The 17,180-nt window shown below is 48.4% G+C and carries 16 protein-coding genes; 10 read left to right on the top strand and 6 right to left on the bottom strand.

The window, feature by feature from the left end; genetic code table 11:
* The 4 genes from LLF78_02290 to LLF78_02275 all read right to left on the bottom strand — a co-directional run.
* Nucleotides 1–201 (bottom strand): thioredoxin (locus tag LLF78_02290; GenBank protein ID MCE5201330.1); only part of this gene is annotated, 201 nt, incomplete at its 3' end.
* Between the two features lie 78 nt (nt 202–279).
* Entirely contained in the window at nt 280–666 is a 387-nt protein-coding gene (locus LLF78_02285) for a GrdX family protein (protein MCE5201329.1), read from the bottom strand.
* Nucleotides 667–904: 238 nt separating this feature from the next.
* Nucleotides 905–2,215, bottom strand: coding sequence for a glycine/betaine/sarcosine/D-proline family reductase selenoprotein B (locus LLF78_02280; GenBank protein MCE5201328.1), 1,311 nt, complete (start codon nt 2,213–2,215; stop codon nt 905–907).
* 14 nt (nt 2,216–2,229) lie between these two features.
* Entirely contained in the window at nt 2,230–3,519 is a 1,290-nt protein-coding gene (locus tag LLF78_02275) for a glycine/sarcosine/betaine reductase component B subunit (GenBank protein MCE5201327.1), read from the bottom strand.
* A 194-nt stretch (nt 3,520–3,713) separates the two neighbouring features.
* On the opposite strand from LLF78_02275, the gene LLF78_02270 reads away from it, so the two are divergent.
* The 3 genes from LLF78_02270 to LLF78_02260 all read left to right on the top strand — a co-directional run bounded on the left by LLF78_02270 (nt 3,714) and on the right by LLF78_02260 (nt 8,479).
* The gene (locus tag LLF78_02270) at nt 3,714–4,862 is read left to right on the top strand and encodes a helix-turn-helix domain-containing protein (GenBank protein ID MCE5201326.1); all 1,149 of its coding nucleotides are present in this window, start codon (nt 3,714–3,716) and stop codon (nt 4,860–4,862) included.
* A 186-nt stretch (nt 4,863–5,048) separates the two neighbouring features.
* Nucleotides 5,049–7,547, top strand: a complete 2,499-nt coding sequence (gene leuS / locus LLF78_02265; protein ID MCE5201325.1) for a leucine--tRNA ligase — start codon at nt 5,049–5,051, stop codon at nt 7,545–7,547.
* Complete coding sequence (locus LLF78_02260) at nt 7,547–8,479, top strand: hypothetical protein (protein MCE5201324.1); 933 nt, start codon at nt 7,547–7,549, stop codon at nt 8,477–8,479. The genes leuS and LLF78_02260 overlap by 1 nt, the downstream gene beginning before the upstream one ends.
* A gap of 71 nt (nt 8,480–8,550) precedes the next feature.
* Here LLF78_02260 and rpsT read toward each other — a convergent pair whose 3' ends face one another.
* Nucleotides 8,551–8,817: a 30S ribosomal protein S20 gene (rpsT, locus tag LLF78_02255; GenBank protein ID MCE5201323.1), complete on the bottom strand. Its 267-nt coding sequence runs from the start codon at nt 8,815–8,817 to the stop codon at nt 8,551–8,553.
* A gap of 223 nt (nt 8,818–9,040) precedes the next feature.
* Here rpsT and rpmH point away from each other — a divergent pair, with 223 nt between their 5' ends.
* Genes rpmH through LLF78_02225 form a run of 6 tightly spaced genes read left to right on the top strand, consistent with a single transcriptional unit; the run spans nt 9,041 to nt 12,234 of the window.
* Nucleotides 9,041–9,175, top strand: coding sequence for a 50S ribosomal protein L34 (rpmH, locus tag LLF78_02250; protein ID MCE5201322.1), 135 nt, complete (start codon nt 9,041–9,043; stop codon nt 9,173–9,175).
* A gap of 5 nt (nt 9,176–9,180) precedes the next feature.
* On the top strand, nt 9,181–9,576 hold the full coding sequence (locus LLF78_02245) for a ribonuclease P protein component (protein ID MCE5201321.1): 396 nt from the start codon (nt 9,181–9,183) through the stop codon (nt 9,574–9,576).
* Complete coding sequence (gene yidD, locus LLF78_02240) at nt 9,573–9,854, top strand: membrane protein insertion efficiency factor YidD (protein ID MCE5201320.1); 282 nt, start codon at nt 9,573–9,575, stop codon at nt 9,852–9,854. The genes LLF78_02245 and yidD overlap by 4 nt, the downstream gene beginning before the upstream one ends.
* Nucleotides 9,855–9,863: 9 nt before the next feature.
* Entirely contained in the window at nt 9,864–10,736 is an 873-nt protein-coding gene (locus tag LLF78_02235) for a YidC/Oxa1 family membrane protein insertase (protein ID MCE5201319.1), read from the top strand.
* Nucleotides 10,733–11,422 carry a KH domain-containing protein gene (locus tag LLF78_02230; protein ID MCE5201318.1) on the top strand — a complete coding sequence of 230 codons (690 nt, stop codon included), beginning with the start codon at nt 10,733–10,735 and terminating at the stop codon, nt 11,420–11,422. Before LLF78_02235 ends, LLF78_02230 begins: the two co-directional genes overlap by 4 nt.
* An 8-nt stretch (nt 11,423–11,430) precedes the next feature.
* Nucleotides 11,431–12,234 (top strand): prolipoprotein diacylglyceryl transferase, encoded by an 804-nt coding sequence (locus tag LLF78_02225; protein MCE5201317.1) that lies wholly within the window; start codon nt 11,431–11,433, stop codon nt 12,232–12,234.
* Here LLF78_02225 and LLF78_02220 read toward each other — a convergent pair.
* Nucleotides 12,218–14,866, bottom strand: coding sequence for a GGDEF domain-containing protein (locus LLF78_02220; GenBank protein ID MCE5201316.1), 2,649 nt, complete (start codon nt 14,864–14,866; stop codon nt 12,218–12,220). The two genes, LLF78_02225 and LLF78_02220, sit on opposite strands and share 17 nt — an antisense overlap.
* A gap of 435 nt (nt 14,867–15,301) precedes the next feature.
* Here LLF78_02220 and LLF78_02215 point away from each other — a divergent pair, with 435 nt between their 5' ends.
* Entirely contained in the window at nt 15,302–16,732 is a 1,431-nt protein-coding gene (locus LLF78_02215; GenBank protein MCE5201315.1) for a carbon starvation protein A, read from the top strand.
* Nucleotides 16,733–17,180 lie beyond the last annotated feature (448 nt).

Below are 17,180 nucleotides of genomic sequence, written 5' to 3'. Positions count from 1 at the left end.
GCCCATTGCGACCCTTTTGTTTGCAGAGCAGTCGACTGACGTGAATTTGACCTTGCCCTCGAATTCCTTTTCCATTTCGTGATAGTGCGGCATGAGTCCCATGCAGGGGACACACTGGGGGCCCCAGAAATCTACCACTACGGGCATAGCCCTCTCTTCACGTACTTCTGCATCACAGTTTTCTTTCGTAAGTTCGATCAATGCGATCCGCCTCCGTATATTACTGCTTATTGTACTCTTGATGGTAACACTTGCAGCAGTTTATTGAAACTTCATAAATCACGTATTAAGCAGTGATATGTCCTTTAATGTCCGCTGGAGCATACTATGATCGATAATTGCAAAATCGCTGCCCGATGCCGTACGGCAGCCCGCGGCTCTTTCCATGCCGTAGCGCATCCGCGCCTTATCTATAGCTTTAAGGCCGGCGGCGTCATATCGGCTGTCGGATTCAACTATTACGAGCGAACGATATGGCCCGCGCATCAAGGGGATGTTTGGCGGAAGCGGCGCAGATAGCAGTCGCCAGCCCTGCTGCAGAAGTTCCTCTGTCTTGTCCAGAACATCCATAGGGGAACCGTCGGCAAATACGATGCCGTACGGCATCTCTGGACCCCGGTATATTTCAGGGTTATTTGTGACTATCTGAAGTATTTTACCGGACATAGGCCTGCCTCCCTGATATGTCGGCAAAGCGGCTGCTTAAATCGATCCTCTCGCATCTGTTTTGCCATTCTTTTACTCAACTTTTCCACCCCTTGCTACTAGTGGATTCAAAACCTCTGTTTTTCGTCTTCTCTAAATGTTTTTAGCGGAGAACCAGTGGTTCTAAAATATTGAAGTCGCTGGATTCCCGCTCAAAAGCATGCGGGAAAGACGGTGGGAAAGTTGAGTTCTTTTATTTTTATTTCTCGAAAATTGTCTGTTCTTCTATCGGAGTGGTCAGGGCCTTCAGCGCGCGGAGAACGATCTCTTTGCGGGCGAGCCTGTCCCCCTCCGGACCGAGTGCAGGGTTGCCGGTAGGGTGTGGTATGGCAATGCCCGGGACTATTCTGTTAGTCCCGACCGTGAGCATTATAGGAACTATGGTCGCTATCTGCACAACCGGAATACCGGCAACACGTTCGATCTCCCTTGTCATAGATGCGCCGCATCTTGTACATGTGCCTCATGTGGAAGTAAGGATCGCTGCGTCGACCCCCTCATTTTTAAGCTGTTCGCCTATCTCGCGCCCGAACCTTTCCGCGTTTGCAACGGCCGTTCCGGTGCCGGTTGTGGTGTAGAAAGTGTTGTGAAGTTTTGCATAAACACCCTGGGCCTCAAGTTCACGCATTACATCGAGAGGCAGTACTACGTCAGGGTCGATATTCGCCCATTCACGGTCATAACCTCCGTGTATTGACTCGTAGTTATCAGGTGTCATATCCCGGAGCTGCGATATATCGTATGCCCCATAGCTCTCGGCTGAAGATACGCGGATATGGTCGGGATTGCCCTTTGGTACGATACCGCCGGAAGATATCAGTGCTATTGTTGCTTTACGGAGGTCTTTTACCGGAGGCGCCGGAGGTATTTTATTGAAGACCGGCATCTCATATTCAGTTCGGAACTCTTCCCCCCTCAGCTTGGCAAGCAGCATCTCCACCGCGCGTTCCGCACCATTCTTCTCATGGAAGAAAGATTTGCGTATACCGTGGTGAATGTATCCCTCAAGCCTTGCAGGTCCCATCTTCTCCCCTCTGAATAGCTTGAGACCGATGCCGGTCATTGACTGTAGGGCTTTGCTCATACCGCGCGCACTGTCGGATGTTATTGCAATATATGTCTTCTTGGAGTAAAGTTCGACCCCAGGGTTCTCGGGGTACATTGCCGTGACCGTAGGGATGCCGAGCTGCTTGCCTACCGTAGCCGCGATGTCCCCGCATGCAAAACCGTAGCGTCCGGCATTGAAGGCGGGTCCGGCCATAAACAGGTCGGGTTTGAAACGTCCGATCATATCAAGACAGATCTTGCGCGCTTCTTCCGTGTTCTCTCCGTAGAATCCGTCGCCGCATATCACTGTCGCAACAATGATCCCCTCCCCGTCTAATATTTTGTTGATCTGCACCCCCGGTCCAACTGCGACTTCGCGTACCTCCGGCCTGTAGTCCGCTTTTTCTTCTCCTCCTATTCCTGCATAGAACTGGTTTATGTAGTGAACGATATTGCAAGTCATCTGTAATGCCTCCCTCAGACCCACTCACAGCCGAGTTTGTTGAAGCCTATTTCGGCAGTTGATGCGATTATCGACTGGAGCTCAACGTACATTGACCCGTCATCACGGAGGCTTTCTTCTGCGCCTCCGGAGAGGAGGGATATAGCCTCCCTGTATCCTATAATTTTGTCCATAGCCGGTACTTCGATCATCTCGTTTACGTTCCCTGTTGAGACGAACCCTGTAAGCTCCGGTGTGGCGTCCGCCAGACTCTGGCTGGCTCCGTCGGTTCCTGCCGATTCATCCGATATCAGTACTGTTTTTATTCCGGCCTGCTCAAATTTTTTAGCGTTAAGACAAAGGTCGGTGTCCGGATTGCCGTAGCCTTCCTCGGAGACGATCGCTCCTTCTGCTCCCAGCTGCTGTGCTATTGAAAGGTTCATCTCGGCGGCACGGAGCTTTCCGTCAAGCACTGTGCTCTCCTGAGTCGGGATTACGCCGAGGAAGTTGATCTCCCTGCCGTGGCGTGTATAGAGAGCCTGGACGATTGGGTTGTGCAGGTGATGCCAGGTTGTATTTTTGTCGCACGCCGAAACGCAGTTGCCTGATACCAAGGCTCCATCCAGAACTTCGTTCGGATGGAGCAGCGTCGGGAATGAAGGACGCAGGTTGCTTCCGTAAAGATATGTGTCGTGCAGAAGCCCCTGAGTGATGTTCATGCAGACATATATTATTTTAGGAAGATCAGGATACCTCACGCTCTCTTCAAAAGCATCTCCCTTCTCGAATACCTGTATCTCGTCAGCCTTTGCTCCATTAACGGCACAGCAGCGCGCGATGTAAACGCCGAGTTTGAGCCCTGCCTCGCGAAGCGCCGTTTCGTACATGTGTTTTTCAAGTCCTGCGGAAGGTTTCACCGATAAAACTATATTATACGTCTGTGAAAACGGAGTATAAATTGCCCCTGGGCCGCTCATGTCTATAAAACCTTCCTGAAAGGCCACTATCGGTCCGCATGTTATGACCGCCGCACCGTCAAGTACGAGTGTATCCCCTGATCCTGCCTTTTCCATTGGGGCTAAAAATCCGGGAAAATAATTATTTTTGTCAATCTTTACCCGAGGCTCAACTGCGTCCTTGACGGGAATGATGCGCGTACTCTCTCCTGGGCAGGCGATATCGATATGGACATCAGAGAAGCGGGTATCTTGGGCTATTAAGCCTTCCGCGTCCCCCCTGCAAATATACAGCGTTCCGCCGGATGTATATGTCCTGTCAGCGAATACCAGCCCGCTGATATGGACCTTGTGCAATTTCAGCCGCATTGTGCATCCCTCCTATTAAAAAAGTTTGCAGCAGTCTTTTGGCCGCGATGGAAACAGCAGCCGGAGATATGTGTCCCCCTCCGGTAAAGTTTAATCTTATGAAAGACGAAAAATCATTATTATATTGAACAATAAAATAGATTATAATAATGAATAAATTATTCAATTGAATTAAAAATTAGGATGTGGTTTTGGTGTTCAAGGAAATGGCGCAGAATATAGCAAAAAGTACAAGTGATGTCATCGGATGCGGTGTCCTAGTCACAGACGAAAACGGAATTATAATCGGCTGCAACGACGAAAAGAGGCTTGGGGAATTCCACGGGCCATCTGTAAAAGTTATGAAGGAAAACAGTCCGATGACAACGTCCAGTGAAGACGCGGAAGGGCTTAAGAATGTTCTCCCCGGCTATACGCTTCCGATACAGTTCTATGACAGGGTCGTAGGTTCTGTCTCTATAGCCGGATCGCCTGATGAGGTTGCACGTTATGGACTGCTTGTCCAGAAGCAGGCTGAAATAATGTTTCGCGAGCAGGCGTTCATGGAATCTAAACTACTCAGGGAGAGGGCGCTTCGTGACCTGGTGGAAAACATAGCCGTTTTCGACGTGAGGAATGTGAATGAAGAATTTATAAGGATCCAGGGAAGAGAGCTTGGTTACGACCTGAGCAGATGCAGGACTGCAATAGTTGTGCAAATGAAGAAGTGGGGGGAAGGGACAGCAGAGTCCTCGTTCCAGAAAATGCTACGCGAAGTTTATGCTTCTTTCTCCAATCCGAGGGACCTTATATGTCCACAGGAAAATTACAGTGTGACTATTTTCTTTTCTCCGAGCTTTGACACCGCCCATGAACATGCGGATGAAGCGGCGGAGATGCTCACTGACGGTTTGATCGGCACACTTAAAGACAAAGGCATCGAAGCTGACGCTGCGATCGGGTTCCCCTCTTCAGACCTTGCGGGTCTTGCTCGGTCGCTGCGCACAGCAAGGGATGCCCTAAGGCTTGGCAGCCAGCTTGGCTCGGAAGGGGTCATGTCTGCCAAAAACTTCACCTCCGAAATGCTGCTGGATCTGCTGCCTTTTCCCAAACGCGGTGAGTTTGTGACAAGAACTCTGAGCGGACTTATCGGCAGAAAAGACTATGACGAGATAAAGAAAACGTTTCTTGTATGGTGCGAAGCACCTTTTGCAGTTGGAGCGGCTGCGGAGCGCCTTGCCATGCACAGGAACAGCCTTCAGTACAGGCTGAAAAAAATACGTGCGATTACCGGCAAAGATCCATGGAATTTTAAGGATGCGTTTGAGCTGTGGGCGGCGTTTATCCTGAGAGACCTGAGATGATTGAAAAATCTGACCTGAAGCTTAGTGAAAAGTTGCTTAAGACACCGCAATAGTCCGTCAGACATCCCGGCCAAGTATATCCGCAAAAAAACCGGAGGGGCCGCTGTTACTTGCTCCTTACCATAGCCACGTATATAATGTACGAATTATTGATGAAAATTCTTCATTGAAGAGGAGAGATCATAGATGCCGTACGATTACGCTGCCATAGAACCGAAATGGCAGAAGGAGTGGGCGGACTCAAAGATATTTGAGGTCGAGACCGACAGCAGCAGGGAAAAATTTTACTGCCTCGAAATGTTCCCATACCCAAGCGGAGCACTGCACATGGGTCATCTGCGCAACTATTCCATCGGCGACCTGCTTGCGCGCTTCCTTAGGATGCAGGGGTACAATGTCCTATATCCTATGGGTTTCGACGCATTCGGGATGCCTGCCGAGAATGCCGCGATCAAGATGAAACTGCCGCCGGCGGAGTGGACATGGAAAAACATCGAGCACATGACTCGGCAGCTTAAGCGGGCTGGGTACAGCTATGACTGGCGCCGCCGTATAGAGACGTGCAACGTCAACTATTACAAATGGAACCAGTGGCTATTCCTTCAGTTCTATAAAAAAGGCCTCGTATATCGCAAACATGCCCCCGTCAACTGGTGTGAAAGCTGTCAAACCGTGCTTGCGAACGAACAGGTGATTGGAGAGGGTGTGTGCTGGCGCTGTGGGACTCCGGTCACGAAGCGCGGGCTTGATCAGTGGTTCATACGCATAACAGATTATGCACAGGAGCTTCTGGACTGCCTTGATGACCTTACAGGCTGGCCGGAGCGTGTCGTTACGATGCAGCGCAACTGGATAGGCCGTTCAGATGGCGTCCACTTCAGTATGGATGTAGACGGCACTGATCTCAGCATCGAGGCATTCACCACCCGTATAGACACGATATTCGGAGTCACATTTGTCGCTATGGCGGCTGAGCATCCGTTTGTGGAAGAGTTTGCAGAGAGGGTCGGCGGCAAAAAAGCAGAGGCCCTGCGCGAGTTTGCAAAGAAGATGTCTTCACGCAGCGCGATAGAGCGTACTGCTGTAGGCGTTGACAAGGAAGGGATGGACACGGGTTTCTTCGCTATTAACCCGGTCAACGGGGACAAGGTCCCCATCTGGATCGCCGACTATATACTCATGGATTACGGCACCGGCGCCATTATGGGTGTTCCGGCTCACGATCAGCGCGACTTTGACTTTGCGCGTAAATATAAAATCGCCGTCATCCCTGTTGTACGTCCCGCAGACGATCCTGTCCCAGATGGGGCAACGATGACAGAATCCGTAGCGGCAGAAGGCATCGCCTGCAACTCAGGGGAATTTGACGGGCTCCCGACGGCGGAAGCTATAGAGCAGATAGGCAGCTGGTTTGAGAAGAACGGGCTTGGCAAAAAAGAAGTTCAGTTCCGCCTTCGCGACTGGCTGATATCGCGTCAGCGTTACTGGGGTACGCCGATACCGATGGTTTACTGTGACCGCTGCGGAATTGTTCCTGTCCCTGAAGAGCAGCTTCCTGTTGAGCTCCCCCTTGATATAGAGATGCCTGAGCATGGAGGCAACCCGCTCTCAACGCGCGAGGACTGGATCAACACGACCTGCCCCGTCTGCGGAGGGCCTGCCCGCCGCGAGACGGACACGATGGACACGTTTTTCTGCTCATCATGGTATTTCAGCCGCTATACATCACCGTGGTGTACGGACAAACCGTTCGACAAGGAAGACGTTTCATACTGGATGACTGTCGACCAGTACATAGGAGGTATTGAGCATGCCTGCCTGCATCTTATATACGCCAGATTCTTCACTAAGGTTTGCGCAGACCTGGGGCTTCTCCCTAACGACATGAGGGAGCCGTTCAAGCGCCTTCTGACTCAGGGAATGGTCATCAAGGACGGATCAAAGATGTCGAAGTCGATTGGCAACGTCGTTGATCCTGACGAAATAATGAAGAAGTACGGGGCGGACACGGCAAGACTTTTTATCCTTTTTGCCTCTCCCCCAGAGAAGGATCTCGACTGGTCCGACCGCGGGGTTGAAGGCGCAAACAGGTTCCTGGTGCGTGTGTGGCGCCTCGTTGAGTCTAACCTTGACGGACTGAAGTCTGCGCAGAGAAAACATGTCGCCATGAAAGATATAAAAGGCCGTGAGGAGCGTGAGATCAAAAGGATCACACACAGCACACTTGACAGGGTCACCAGAGACATCAGGGACGAACGCCAGTTCAATACCGCTGTCGCAAGGCTTATGGAACTGACCAACGCTCTGATAGCCTACAGGCCAAGTAATGAAACAGGCTGGCAGATAATGAGGGAGGCCGTTGAAACATTGCTCTGCTGTCTGTCGCCGTTTGCTCCGCATATTACGGAGGAGCTCTGGCACTTGATAGGCAACAGCACTTTCCTCTCCGTTGAAAAATGGTTTGAGGTTGAGGAAGATGCCCTCACAGAAGATGAGTCCACTATAGTCCTTCAGATAAACGGCAGGGTGCGCGAGCAGTTCAGCGTTCCAGTGGGACTTTCAAGGGAAGACCTTCAGGCTGAAATATTGTCGCGTGAAGAGACAAAGAAGCGCATAGAAGGCAAAGAGATAGTAAAAATAATCACTGTTCCGGGTAAAATTGTAAACATAGTGGTGAAAGGCTGATGCCTGGTCTCCGCCTGATTGTTGCCTCCGGCACCGGACAGCGGCGTCTTCTTGAGGAGACCACAGCCGAGTTGGGAAAAAACGGATATCTGCTTGCAGCACGACAGGAGGGAGGAGAGTGGGTCTCCCTTCTGTCAGATAATATGTCGGCAGGTCTTTTTGACGAAAAGAGTCTCATAGTAGTTGATTCCGCCGCGCTTATGGGGGTCATGCCGGAAAACCTCTCCCCAATGGTCGAGGCGGACTCTGCCGTCATAATAATTCTGGTCTATGACTCAGACCCTTCAAAATTTATCCCAAAAGAAGTTATGAAAAAATGTGTCGTCCTGAGGGCGGCTGAGTTTCCCCGCTGGCCGAGAGAACGTCAGATGTGGGTCGCTGATCTTGCACGTGAGATGAAAATCAACATAGGGCATGATGCCGTTGCTATGATTGTAGAGATACTTGATGATCCGGAAGAGATACGAAGCCAGCTGTCAAGCCTGTCGATGCTAAAGCGCGAAGATACCATAACTGCGGCGGATGTGGAGATGATGTGTCTCGATGACGGCAGCAGGAGCCTGCTTCGACTTCTTGACGGCCTATGCGCAGGAGATCACAGTGCATCCGTCAGGAACCTCCATTCGATATCGAAGGACGGAGACCTCATCCCACTGGTATCGGCGCTGCATAACAGGATGAGACTTGCCTGGTATGCAGCTCTCCATCCGCGCTTGGGGGCAATGTTTGCTAAATCTCTCGGGGCCAGGGATTATGCATGGAGAATGGCAGGCATTGCGGCTCGTAAGTATGGGCACGAAGCCCTTGGTGTTTTTGTGATCGGTCTCATAAAGATAAACATCGACGAGAAAAGCGGAACAGGTGCGGGATGGAGCGGGCTTGAGGCGCTTATCATCGATCTCGTTGGCAAAGGTAAAATAAAAGCCGTCTGATCGTTTTTATCATGCAAAACAGCGGGACCCGTCAAGAGCCCCGCCGTTGACTGTAAACAGAAATCGACCGGTTACGCCGAGAGAGATTTGACCCTTGCAGCCATACCTGACTTGCGGCGTGCTGCTGTGTTCCGGTGGACGACGCCCTTAACTACCGCCTTATCCAGTACACCCTGAGCCTCGTTCAGCCTCTTAACTGCAAGTTCGGGATCTTTCTGTTCCACAGCTTCAAGAACTTTCTTTACTGCATTCTTGCAGCGGGTTTTCCAGAAACGGTTATAAATGCGGTTTCTCTCAGTGACCAAAACTCGTTTTTTCGCTGACTTCTTATTTGGCAATGCCGTCACCTCCTTCACAAAAGACAGAAAGTATCTTAACACATACATACCGGAACATGCAATACTTGTTTGCTTTTTCTTCCGTTTTTATGTAGAATTGACTGAGATCCGTCGTCGATATTTGATAATTTCCTTGCCCCATGGCGAAGTGTATGCTATATTTGCTGGGTTGCTGAATTGATAATTATATGTCGATGAAAATGAACCACAGGAGGTGTAGTCTGTGAAACGAACATTTCAGCCGCATAACACGAGCCGCAAGCGGTCAATGGGCTTTCTGGTACGTTCTGCCTCCCCGAGCGGACGCCGTATTCTTAGGAATCGCCGCCGTAAGGGTAGAGCGCGTCTTGCCGTCTAATAGCCGTGGATTTCGGCTTTGCAGCTGCTGTCAGGCTCAGAAGCAGGTGGCAGTTTGACCTTGTATTCCGCACCGGGCGTCGTGAAACAGGCGAGCTGGTGCGGTTATTCTTTGTTGAGAGGCCATCAGGACCTACGCTTGTCGGGGTGACTGTCGGAAAGAAGATTGCAATTGCGGCAAAGCGCACGAGAGGACGCAGGATTATGAGAGAGTCCTTCCGCAGACTTCTGCCTTGGATTAATGACGGAGTGTGGATTGTGGGCTCCCTGCGTGAAAACGCGCTCGGGCTTTCTGCATGCGATGTTTACCTTGATATCGGTCGCTCCCTGAAAAGAAGGGGACTTTTGAGCCCTGAGTGGCCCGGATTTTGCTGGGAAATTGACCGCATAAAGACTGGATGAGTTTCATCACAAAAATAGCAGTATTTTTTATCAGGTTCTATCAGGCGGCGATCTCTCCACTGCTGGGAGGCGGAAAGTGCCGATTCTATCCCTCGTGCTCCGAATATGCGGTCGAAGCTTTAGAGAAGCATGGTTTTTTTTACGGGTCCCTTCTGGGACTATATCGAATATGCCGCTGCGGGCCTTGGGATCCGGGAGGGTTTGACCCGGTCCCTGAGCCTGAAGAAATTCAACGGATACGGATAGGAAGATTATTTAAAAAGACCTCGAAAGGTTAGGTGAAGGCATTGAGCGCAATTTGGACCGGAGCAAGCCAACTGCTCCTCGCGATCCTTGATTTTTTCTACGCAATAACAAACTCATACGGTCTTTCGATAGTATTGCTTACTATCGCGGTAAGGGTCGTGCTATACCCTCTCAATCAGAAACAGATGGTCAGCATGCAGCAGATGCAGAAAATCCAGCCCAGGCTGAAGGTAATTCAGGAAAAATATGCTGATGACAAGGAAAAACTAAGTCAGGAGACAATGCGCCTCTACAAGGAGAATAAGATCAACCCCGCGGCAGGCTGTCTTCCTCTGCTTGTACAGCTTCCTATACTTATATTACTGTTCAACGTGCTCAGGACATATGATTTTGCGGATACGTCTTTCATGGGTGTTCTGCTTGGCTCGTCTACTACAGCGGGGCTTGCCCAGGCCCTAGGTGTTTCCGCCGGGGCAAACGGGACATACAGCATAATGTCCGTGCTTACAGCGATACTTAAAAATCCGGCCGGGCTTTCCAATGCCGGCCTGTATATAGGCAACATGGTGCTGCTTATAAGCATATCTGTTCTTACTTGGGCACAGCAGAAACTTTCAGGTGGCAATAATCCTCAGATGGCAATGATGAACACTATCATGCCGTTCTTTATGGCATTTATATGTCTTCCGATGCCCGGCGGAGTAATGCTTTATTGGGGTCTCTCCTCACTGATAGGCGTAGTCCAGCAGTACTTCGTCATGAGGAAGACGAAGCATGAGCTTGAGGTAAAGCCGGTATTGCACAAGAACAAGCCTGTTGCCGCTTCCGCAGTTGATGATGATGATGATGACGAAGATGAGTACGAGGATGAAGATGACGATGACGATGACGATAACGAAGGCAAAAGGCAATGAATAACAACATGGAGAGAGAAGAACAGATACCGATGCCCGAAATAGAGTCAACGGTCCTTGAATGTTCCTCGCTTGATGAAGCACGCGTGAAAGCTGCTGAACTCTGGGGCATAAAACCGACAGATGTCGAAGCTACCGTTATATCGGAGGACAAAAAACTTTTCGGTCTTCTGGGGAGTTCCTATAAAATCGAAGTCAGTCCTTTTGCTCCCGTCTCTTACATTAAGTCATGCCATTTCGTCAATGAAGTTCTTGAAAAAATGGGACTTGATCTTATACCTGAGCTCAATGACGACGGAACCATCAATCTTGTGGGAGAGGATGTCGGAGTGGTAATAGGGAGATACGGGGAGACGCTCAAAGCACTGGAATATCTTACTAACCTTGTATGTCACGACGACATGTCAACAAGACGTGTCCGTTTTGACTGCGGCGGATATCGCAGTCGCAGAGAGCAGGCCCTTACCCGCCTTGCGGAATCAATAGCAAGAGAGGCCCTCCGCAAGGGTTATCCGGTCAGCCTCGAACCTATGTCAAGCTGGGAACGCCGTATAGTACACATCGCACTCAAGGAGAACAGGGAGGTTGAGACACGCTCGATAGGCGAAGAGCCCACAAGGCGAGTTGTCGTATGTCCGGCGCATGGCTCTGATAATGGCGGCAGAAGGCGCACCCGCGCCCGTTAGATAGCCGGATGTATCCTGTACTGTTTAAAATTTCGTTCATTGAAGTCCGCAGCTATTATGTGCTGTGGACTTTTGCTTTGCTGGTCTTTATCCTATGGACGAGAAACAGGGCGATCAGGAAGTTCGGTATGGATTGGGATGATGTTTCTTCTGTAATTGTCTGGATATATTCTGCGGCGATTCTTGGCGCAATCGTCGGCAATGCGGCAGAAAAACTTCCGCTTTGGCTTGCCGGCATGACGACCGCAGATGAAATATTAAAGGGCGGGCTCTCCTCTGTTCCCGGTATGCTGTGCGGCGGACTTGCCGGAGTTTACCGGCTTAGAAAACTTAAAATTTCAGTTGATGATTTTGCTGAGGCCTCATCGATACCAGCGGCAGTGATGATCGGGATCGGAAGGATAGGATGCTTCCTTAACGGCTGCTGTGTCGGCGTAGGATATTTTTTCGCCAAACAGCCTTGGTGGGCGGTATATTTTCCGTTTGACGCGGCGGGTTTCTATAGATTTCCGTCGCAGCTTTCGGAATCGGCAGCAGGGCTGATGATAGCCCTTTTTCTCTTCACAGCGGAAAGAAAGATACCTGAACATGACATTAAAATAGGGGGAAGCGCTATACTCTTCCCCCTGTTTCTGATACTTTACGGTTCCTACAGGCTTGCCTTTGACAGTTTACGTATGACAGAACCTGCTTCTGCTCTGCATATCGGGCAATATATATCCGTATCAGCCATTATTTGCGGGATCATATGGCTTTACCGCACGTATAAAATCCGCAGGAAAGAACACGGCATACTTAATCCTCGGAATTAAACCCATTTATAAAATCAATAACGTCTTTTGCAGGCATCGGCTTAGCTATGAGGAAACCCTGGACATATCTGCAGCCGCTTTGAAGCACAAGGTCAAGCTGTTCTTTTGTCTCGACACCTTCGGCGATGGCGAGCATACCAAGTGCATCTGCCATGTATGAAATTGCCTTGATGATGGTCTTCTGTTTATTTGATGTCTCAAGCCCTCCGACGAACGTCTTGTCAATTTTAAGACAGTCTGCAGGCATGTCTTTCAGGTATGAGAAAGATGAATAGCCTGTTCCAAAATCATCTATAAAGACCATTATCCCGCAAGCCCTAAGCCTTCCAAGTTTTTCACGTGTTCCCGGCGCATTTTCAAGGAAGCATGCCTCGGTTATCTCCATGCCTACACTGAAGTGCGACAGACAGTGTTTACGGAACTTTGCAAGCAGTCTGTCTGCAAAATCCGACTGCATGAGCTGTATGGTTGATACGTTAAACTGGACTTTGACATCTTTATCCTTAAGTTGCGAGGCAAATGCCATGGCACTGTCAATGACAAAATCGCCAAGCTGGTTTATGAAGCCGCTTTTTTCTGCCATAGGGATGAATGTTTTTGGCAGTATATCCCCATGCCTGACGCTGTGCCAGCGCAGTAATGCCTCCACAGAATATATGCGGTCGTTTATTGAGTCATATATCGGCTGGTAGTAAAGCTCAAGTTCATTCTTTATGATTGATTGGGCAAGGTCCCTCTCTATGTCAAGTTCTTTCATGATGGATTTGTACGTCTTTGCGTTCAGAATAAACATATTGTCAGGGTTTTTTGCCAGGCGCATCGTAATCTCTCCGTATCGGAACATATCACTTGGAGATATAGGTGTCTGTCTAAGATATTCCGGGCACGGGACCGCACCGACGCGGCAGCTTATCTCAAACTTGTTGTCGAAAACAACAAACGGTCTTAAAAATAGATCTTTGATTTTGCTGCAAATATATTTAAGTTCCTGAGTCTCGCTGAATGATTCCAGCAGGATCACGAAATTGTCGTTGCCAAGATTATAAAGAAGTCCGCCGCATTCCTTTGCAACAGAAGAGAGCCTGTTCGCGGCCTCAAGCAGCATGTTTCTGGCTACCCTGTCGCCGAAGATCTCAAGTATTTTATGCGTGTCGTTTATGTTAATAAACAGATATGCACTGTTGAAACTCTCTCTGAGGCATCTTCTGCCCAGCTCTTCAACCTTTAAAGAGAAGCTTTCCCTGTTTGGCAGCATTGTGATGAGGTCAGTATAAGCAATCATGCGTATATGTTCCTGAATGAGCTCGTCTTTTGTCACATCAACTGCAAATGACTGGTAAAACCCGCCCTCCTCATTGCCTATGACCTGTATGAGCAGATATATCGTCCTTCCGTCGGCCATGTGCAAAGGCAGCCGGAAGGATTGCCCCATTCTGATCGAATTTTGCGGGAAGATAGTCTGGTCTTTGTCCATAAGCTCTCTAAAGTCAAAAGAAAAGGAGTGCTCCGGGATCCCGAGTAATTTGGCGAAGCCTTCGTCAAAGTCTTCGGCAATTCCCTCCGGAGAGAGCATGAAAAGATGGAATCCGGATTTTTCCAGAGTGGTACGATTAAGCGCCCTTATCTTATAGTATTTCCAGCTGATTATATAAAGGCACAGCAAAGAGACGATGATGGACAACGTAACCGCAAGGATAAGCAGGCCTGTCCTGTAAATTATATTCCTCTGAGTGGATATTATGCCCTCTTCGGATGATACTTCGACCAGCTTCCATCCGCTGCTGCCTGATAATGGTGTAAATGAAAAATAGTGTTGATCTTTTTTAGTAACGTACATATATATATTTTTTGCCTGGAGCCCCCCCAGATTTTTCAGGATATATCCTTGTTCCTCCGGGGCAATAATGTTTGACATGTAATCAAAGAAGCTGATGCTGTGTCTGTAATGGATGTTCCTGTCTGTTAATATTTTTGAGTATGTTATTATTCGGTTGCTGCCGTCAATAATAAATAACGAGTTCCCGCTGTAATTGGTATCGATCCCGGCAAGAAAGGAAGAAGCATCTTCAAGCCCGATTGCCCCGGAGAGCGCGCCTGTCACAACCGCACCTTTGAAGACAGGTACCTGAAATATGATGACCTCTCCCTGTGTATCACTTGTGTCGGTAATCCTGTCTGTGACGACACCGGAGACGGAAGAGAATCCGTATATGGTCTTCTGGAACTGCTCCTGTTCCGCGATGTTTGAAATGTTGAATTGCCTGCCTGTTGTCGAGATCGTGTTGCCCTCGAAGTCGGAAATGGATATGCGCCGAAACCCTATTTTTTTTGCCTCGATCCGCATGCGGTCGAGCCATTCATCTCTGATCGCTCCGTCTTTGCCTGCGGCAGAAACGGATGATAGGTATGCAAGTCCCTGCAGGTGCGCCAGTGTTGCATTTATGTGTCCGTCGACTATATTTGCCGCAAGGGTGAGGACTGTACGGTTCTGTAAGTCGTTGTGCGATGCGAAGAGGTATTTGATATGCTCGACAAGCATCCAGCTTGCACAAGCCATGAGCACAAGCATTATGATAAGAAGGACTAATGTTCTGGTAATAGGAAAATAGAATCTTCGCCTTCGTCTCATCATCCAGCTCCATACTATGAAATGTACAACTCAGTGTTTATTATACCACGGAAAGTATATATGATATGCCCTGACTACAATGAAAAATTAAAGTTTATAGATGAATGACTTTATATTAATATTCAACAATGGTTACAATTATAAGCGTACTTATATTAAATGTATTATAAATTAGGAATATGATATATCGGGTATATATAGAAAATTAGGTATTTACAGCCTGCCAATGGCAAAACATATAGGAGGGGGCTGGTATAAGCGTTATTTATAGCGTATTTTTCTGTTATGTACCGGGCAAACATGACGGTGTATAAGAGGTGTATAATATACGCAGAAATTGTGGTGAATAAGTACATGCTGCCAAGGATGGTCTTAGCAGCAAGATGTGTGGTAATACCGGGATATTTTTTATAATATTGGGATGGGGGGAATTTTATTATGATTTCGTTCTTTGTCTCTCTTGCAATACTTATTTGCGGCTATTTTTTCTACGGAAGTTTCGTAGAGAAGCTGTTTGGACCGGATGACCGTCAAACTTGCGCAAACACAAAAAATGATTCTGTCGACTTTGTACCTATGAAAACATGGAAAGTTTTCATGATACAGCTTTTGAATATTGCTGGATTGGGTCCTATTTTTGGGGCGATCAGCGGAGCACTCTGGGGTCCACAGGTATTTTTGTGGATATGTTTCGGGTCAGTATTTGCCGGAGGCGTACACGACTACTTGTCAGGAATGCTCAGTGAGCGCCATGGAGGAGCCTCGATAAGTGAAATTACTGGTATATATCTTGGCAAGGGCATGCTGCAGGTAATGAGGGTGTTCTCCGTTATCCTGCTGGTTTTCGTCGGAGTCGCCTTTCTCGTCGGACCTGCCCAGCTGCTTGCCCGTCTGACCCCGGATTCAATGACGATCAAGTTTTGGGTCCTTATTATTTTGGCCTATTACTTTCTGGCAACGATGTTTCCGATTGACAAGATAATCGGAAAACTTTATCCGTTTTTTGGAGCAGTTCTTATTTTCATGGCTTTTGGCATTATTATCGGATTGTTTGCCAATGGATATAGAATTCCTGAAATATCATTCTCCAACCAGCACCCAAGCGGGACTGCGATTTTCCCGTTCATGTTCATCACTGTTGCCTGCGGTGCTATCAGCGGGTTTCACTCCACCCAGAGCCCTATGATGGCTCGCTGTATCACAAGTGAAAGAGAAGGACGAAAGGTTTTTTATGGCGCTATGATAGCCGAAGGAATCATTGCCCTTATCTGGGCCGCTGCAGGATGTGCCTATTATGAAGGCGGAACTACGATAGGCTTGGCCAATGCGCTTAAGGCATTTGGCGGTTCACCCGCTAATGTTGTGTACGATGTTTCGTTCGGACTGCTCGGCAAAATTGGCGGTGTCCTTGCCATCCTTGGTGTTATCGCCTGCCCGATCACGAGCGGTGACACGGCGTTCCGCAGCGCTCGACTTACAATTGCCGACTGGATCAACATAGACCAGTCTAAAACCAAAAAGCGGCTGGCTATTTCCGTTCCTCTTCTTGCAGTCGGATTCCTTATTTCCAAATTAAACTACACGATTATATGGAGGTACTTCTCATGGTCCAATCAAACATTGGCTATGATCGTCCTTTGGGCTGCTTCTGTCTATATGTTCCGTTTTGTAAAGAACAAGTATGCATGTCTGATAACAGCCATCCCCGCAACGTTTATGGCCGCTGTTTCAGCAACCTATATCTGCCTTGCTCCGGAGGGATTTAAAATGTCTGCCAATATCGGATATCCTATTGGTTTCATATTTGCATTAGGATGTCTTGTGATATTTATCTTTACTACAGTTATGCATCCTGAAAAGAAAAAATAACCTGCTAAGTTTTACGTGTGATAATTATATTGTTTTCTGACAGATGACAGGATGGGAGACCCCATCCTGTCATCTGTTTTCGATTGCTGGAATGTGAAGGATATGCGCTGATAGCGCATTTACGCAGTGGTGTTGGGGATCGAACGCAGTAAATGAGAGAAGTGCAGATGTTGAAGTGTCAAATCAAAAAAACGGCGGAACTTTTAACTGCCGAAAAAGTTGAGCCTATTTTGCTGTATATATTAGGCGTGCTCCGCCTTTCCACGGTAAAACTCATCCGCAATTTTCTTGATGTATTCTGATTATATGGCATTACAATATCTGAGTGTGTATGTGTTTTAGTTTTTTATATATCAGCAGATGATACGGGGGTGCCCATGATGACAGAGAAAATGCTTGATTTTATGAAGAAATTCGGGATTGCACTGGCCGGAGCAGCAATATTATT

It is taken from the genome of Synergistaceae bacterium, assembly GCA_021372895.1.
In the GTDB taxonomy this organism is placed as follows: Bacteria; Synergistota; Synergistia; order Synergistales; family Synergistaceae; genus JAJFTP01.
Note: the sequence above shows the minus strand (reverse complement) of the source record. Positions and strands in the feature narration are given on the sequence as shown.

Coding starts and splice junctions, on each gene's coding strand:
- leuS (MCE5201325.1), top strand. CDS start 5,049: ATGCCGTACGATTACGCTGCCATAGAACCGAAATGGCAGAAGGAGTGG.
- yidD (MCE5201320.1), top strand. CDS start 9,573: ATGAGTTTCATCACAAAAATAGCAGTATTTTTTATCAGGTTCTATCAG.
- LLF78_02225 (MCE5201317.1), top strand. CDS start 11,431: ATGTATCCTGTACTGTTTAAAATTTCGTTCATTGAAGTCCGCAGCTAT.
- LLF78_02215 (MCE5201315.1), top strand. CDS start 15,302: ATGATTTCGTTCTTTGTCTCTCTTGCAATACTTATTTGCGGCTATTTT.
- LLF78_02275 (MCE5201327.1), bottom strand. CDS start 3,519: ATGCGGCTGAAATTGCACAAGGTCCATATCAGCGGGCTGGTATTCGCT.
- LLF78_02220 (MCE5201316.1), bottom strand. CDS start 14,866: ATGATGAGACGAAGGCGAAGATTCTATTTTCCTATTACCAGAACATTA.
- LLF78_02230 (MCE5201318.1), top strand. CDS start 10,733: ATGAATAACAACATGGAGAGAGAAGAACAGATACCGATGCCCGAAATA.
- LLF78_02285 (MCE5201329.1), bottom strand. CDS start 666: ATGTCCGGTAAAATACTTCAGATAGTCACAAATAACCCTGAAATATAC.
- LLF78_02260 (MCE5201324.1), top strand. CDS start 7,547: ATGCCTGGTCTCCGCCTGATTGTTGCCTCCGGCACCGGACAGCGGCGT.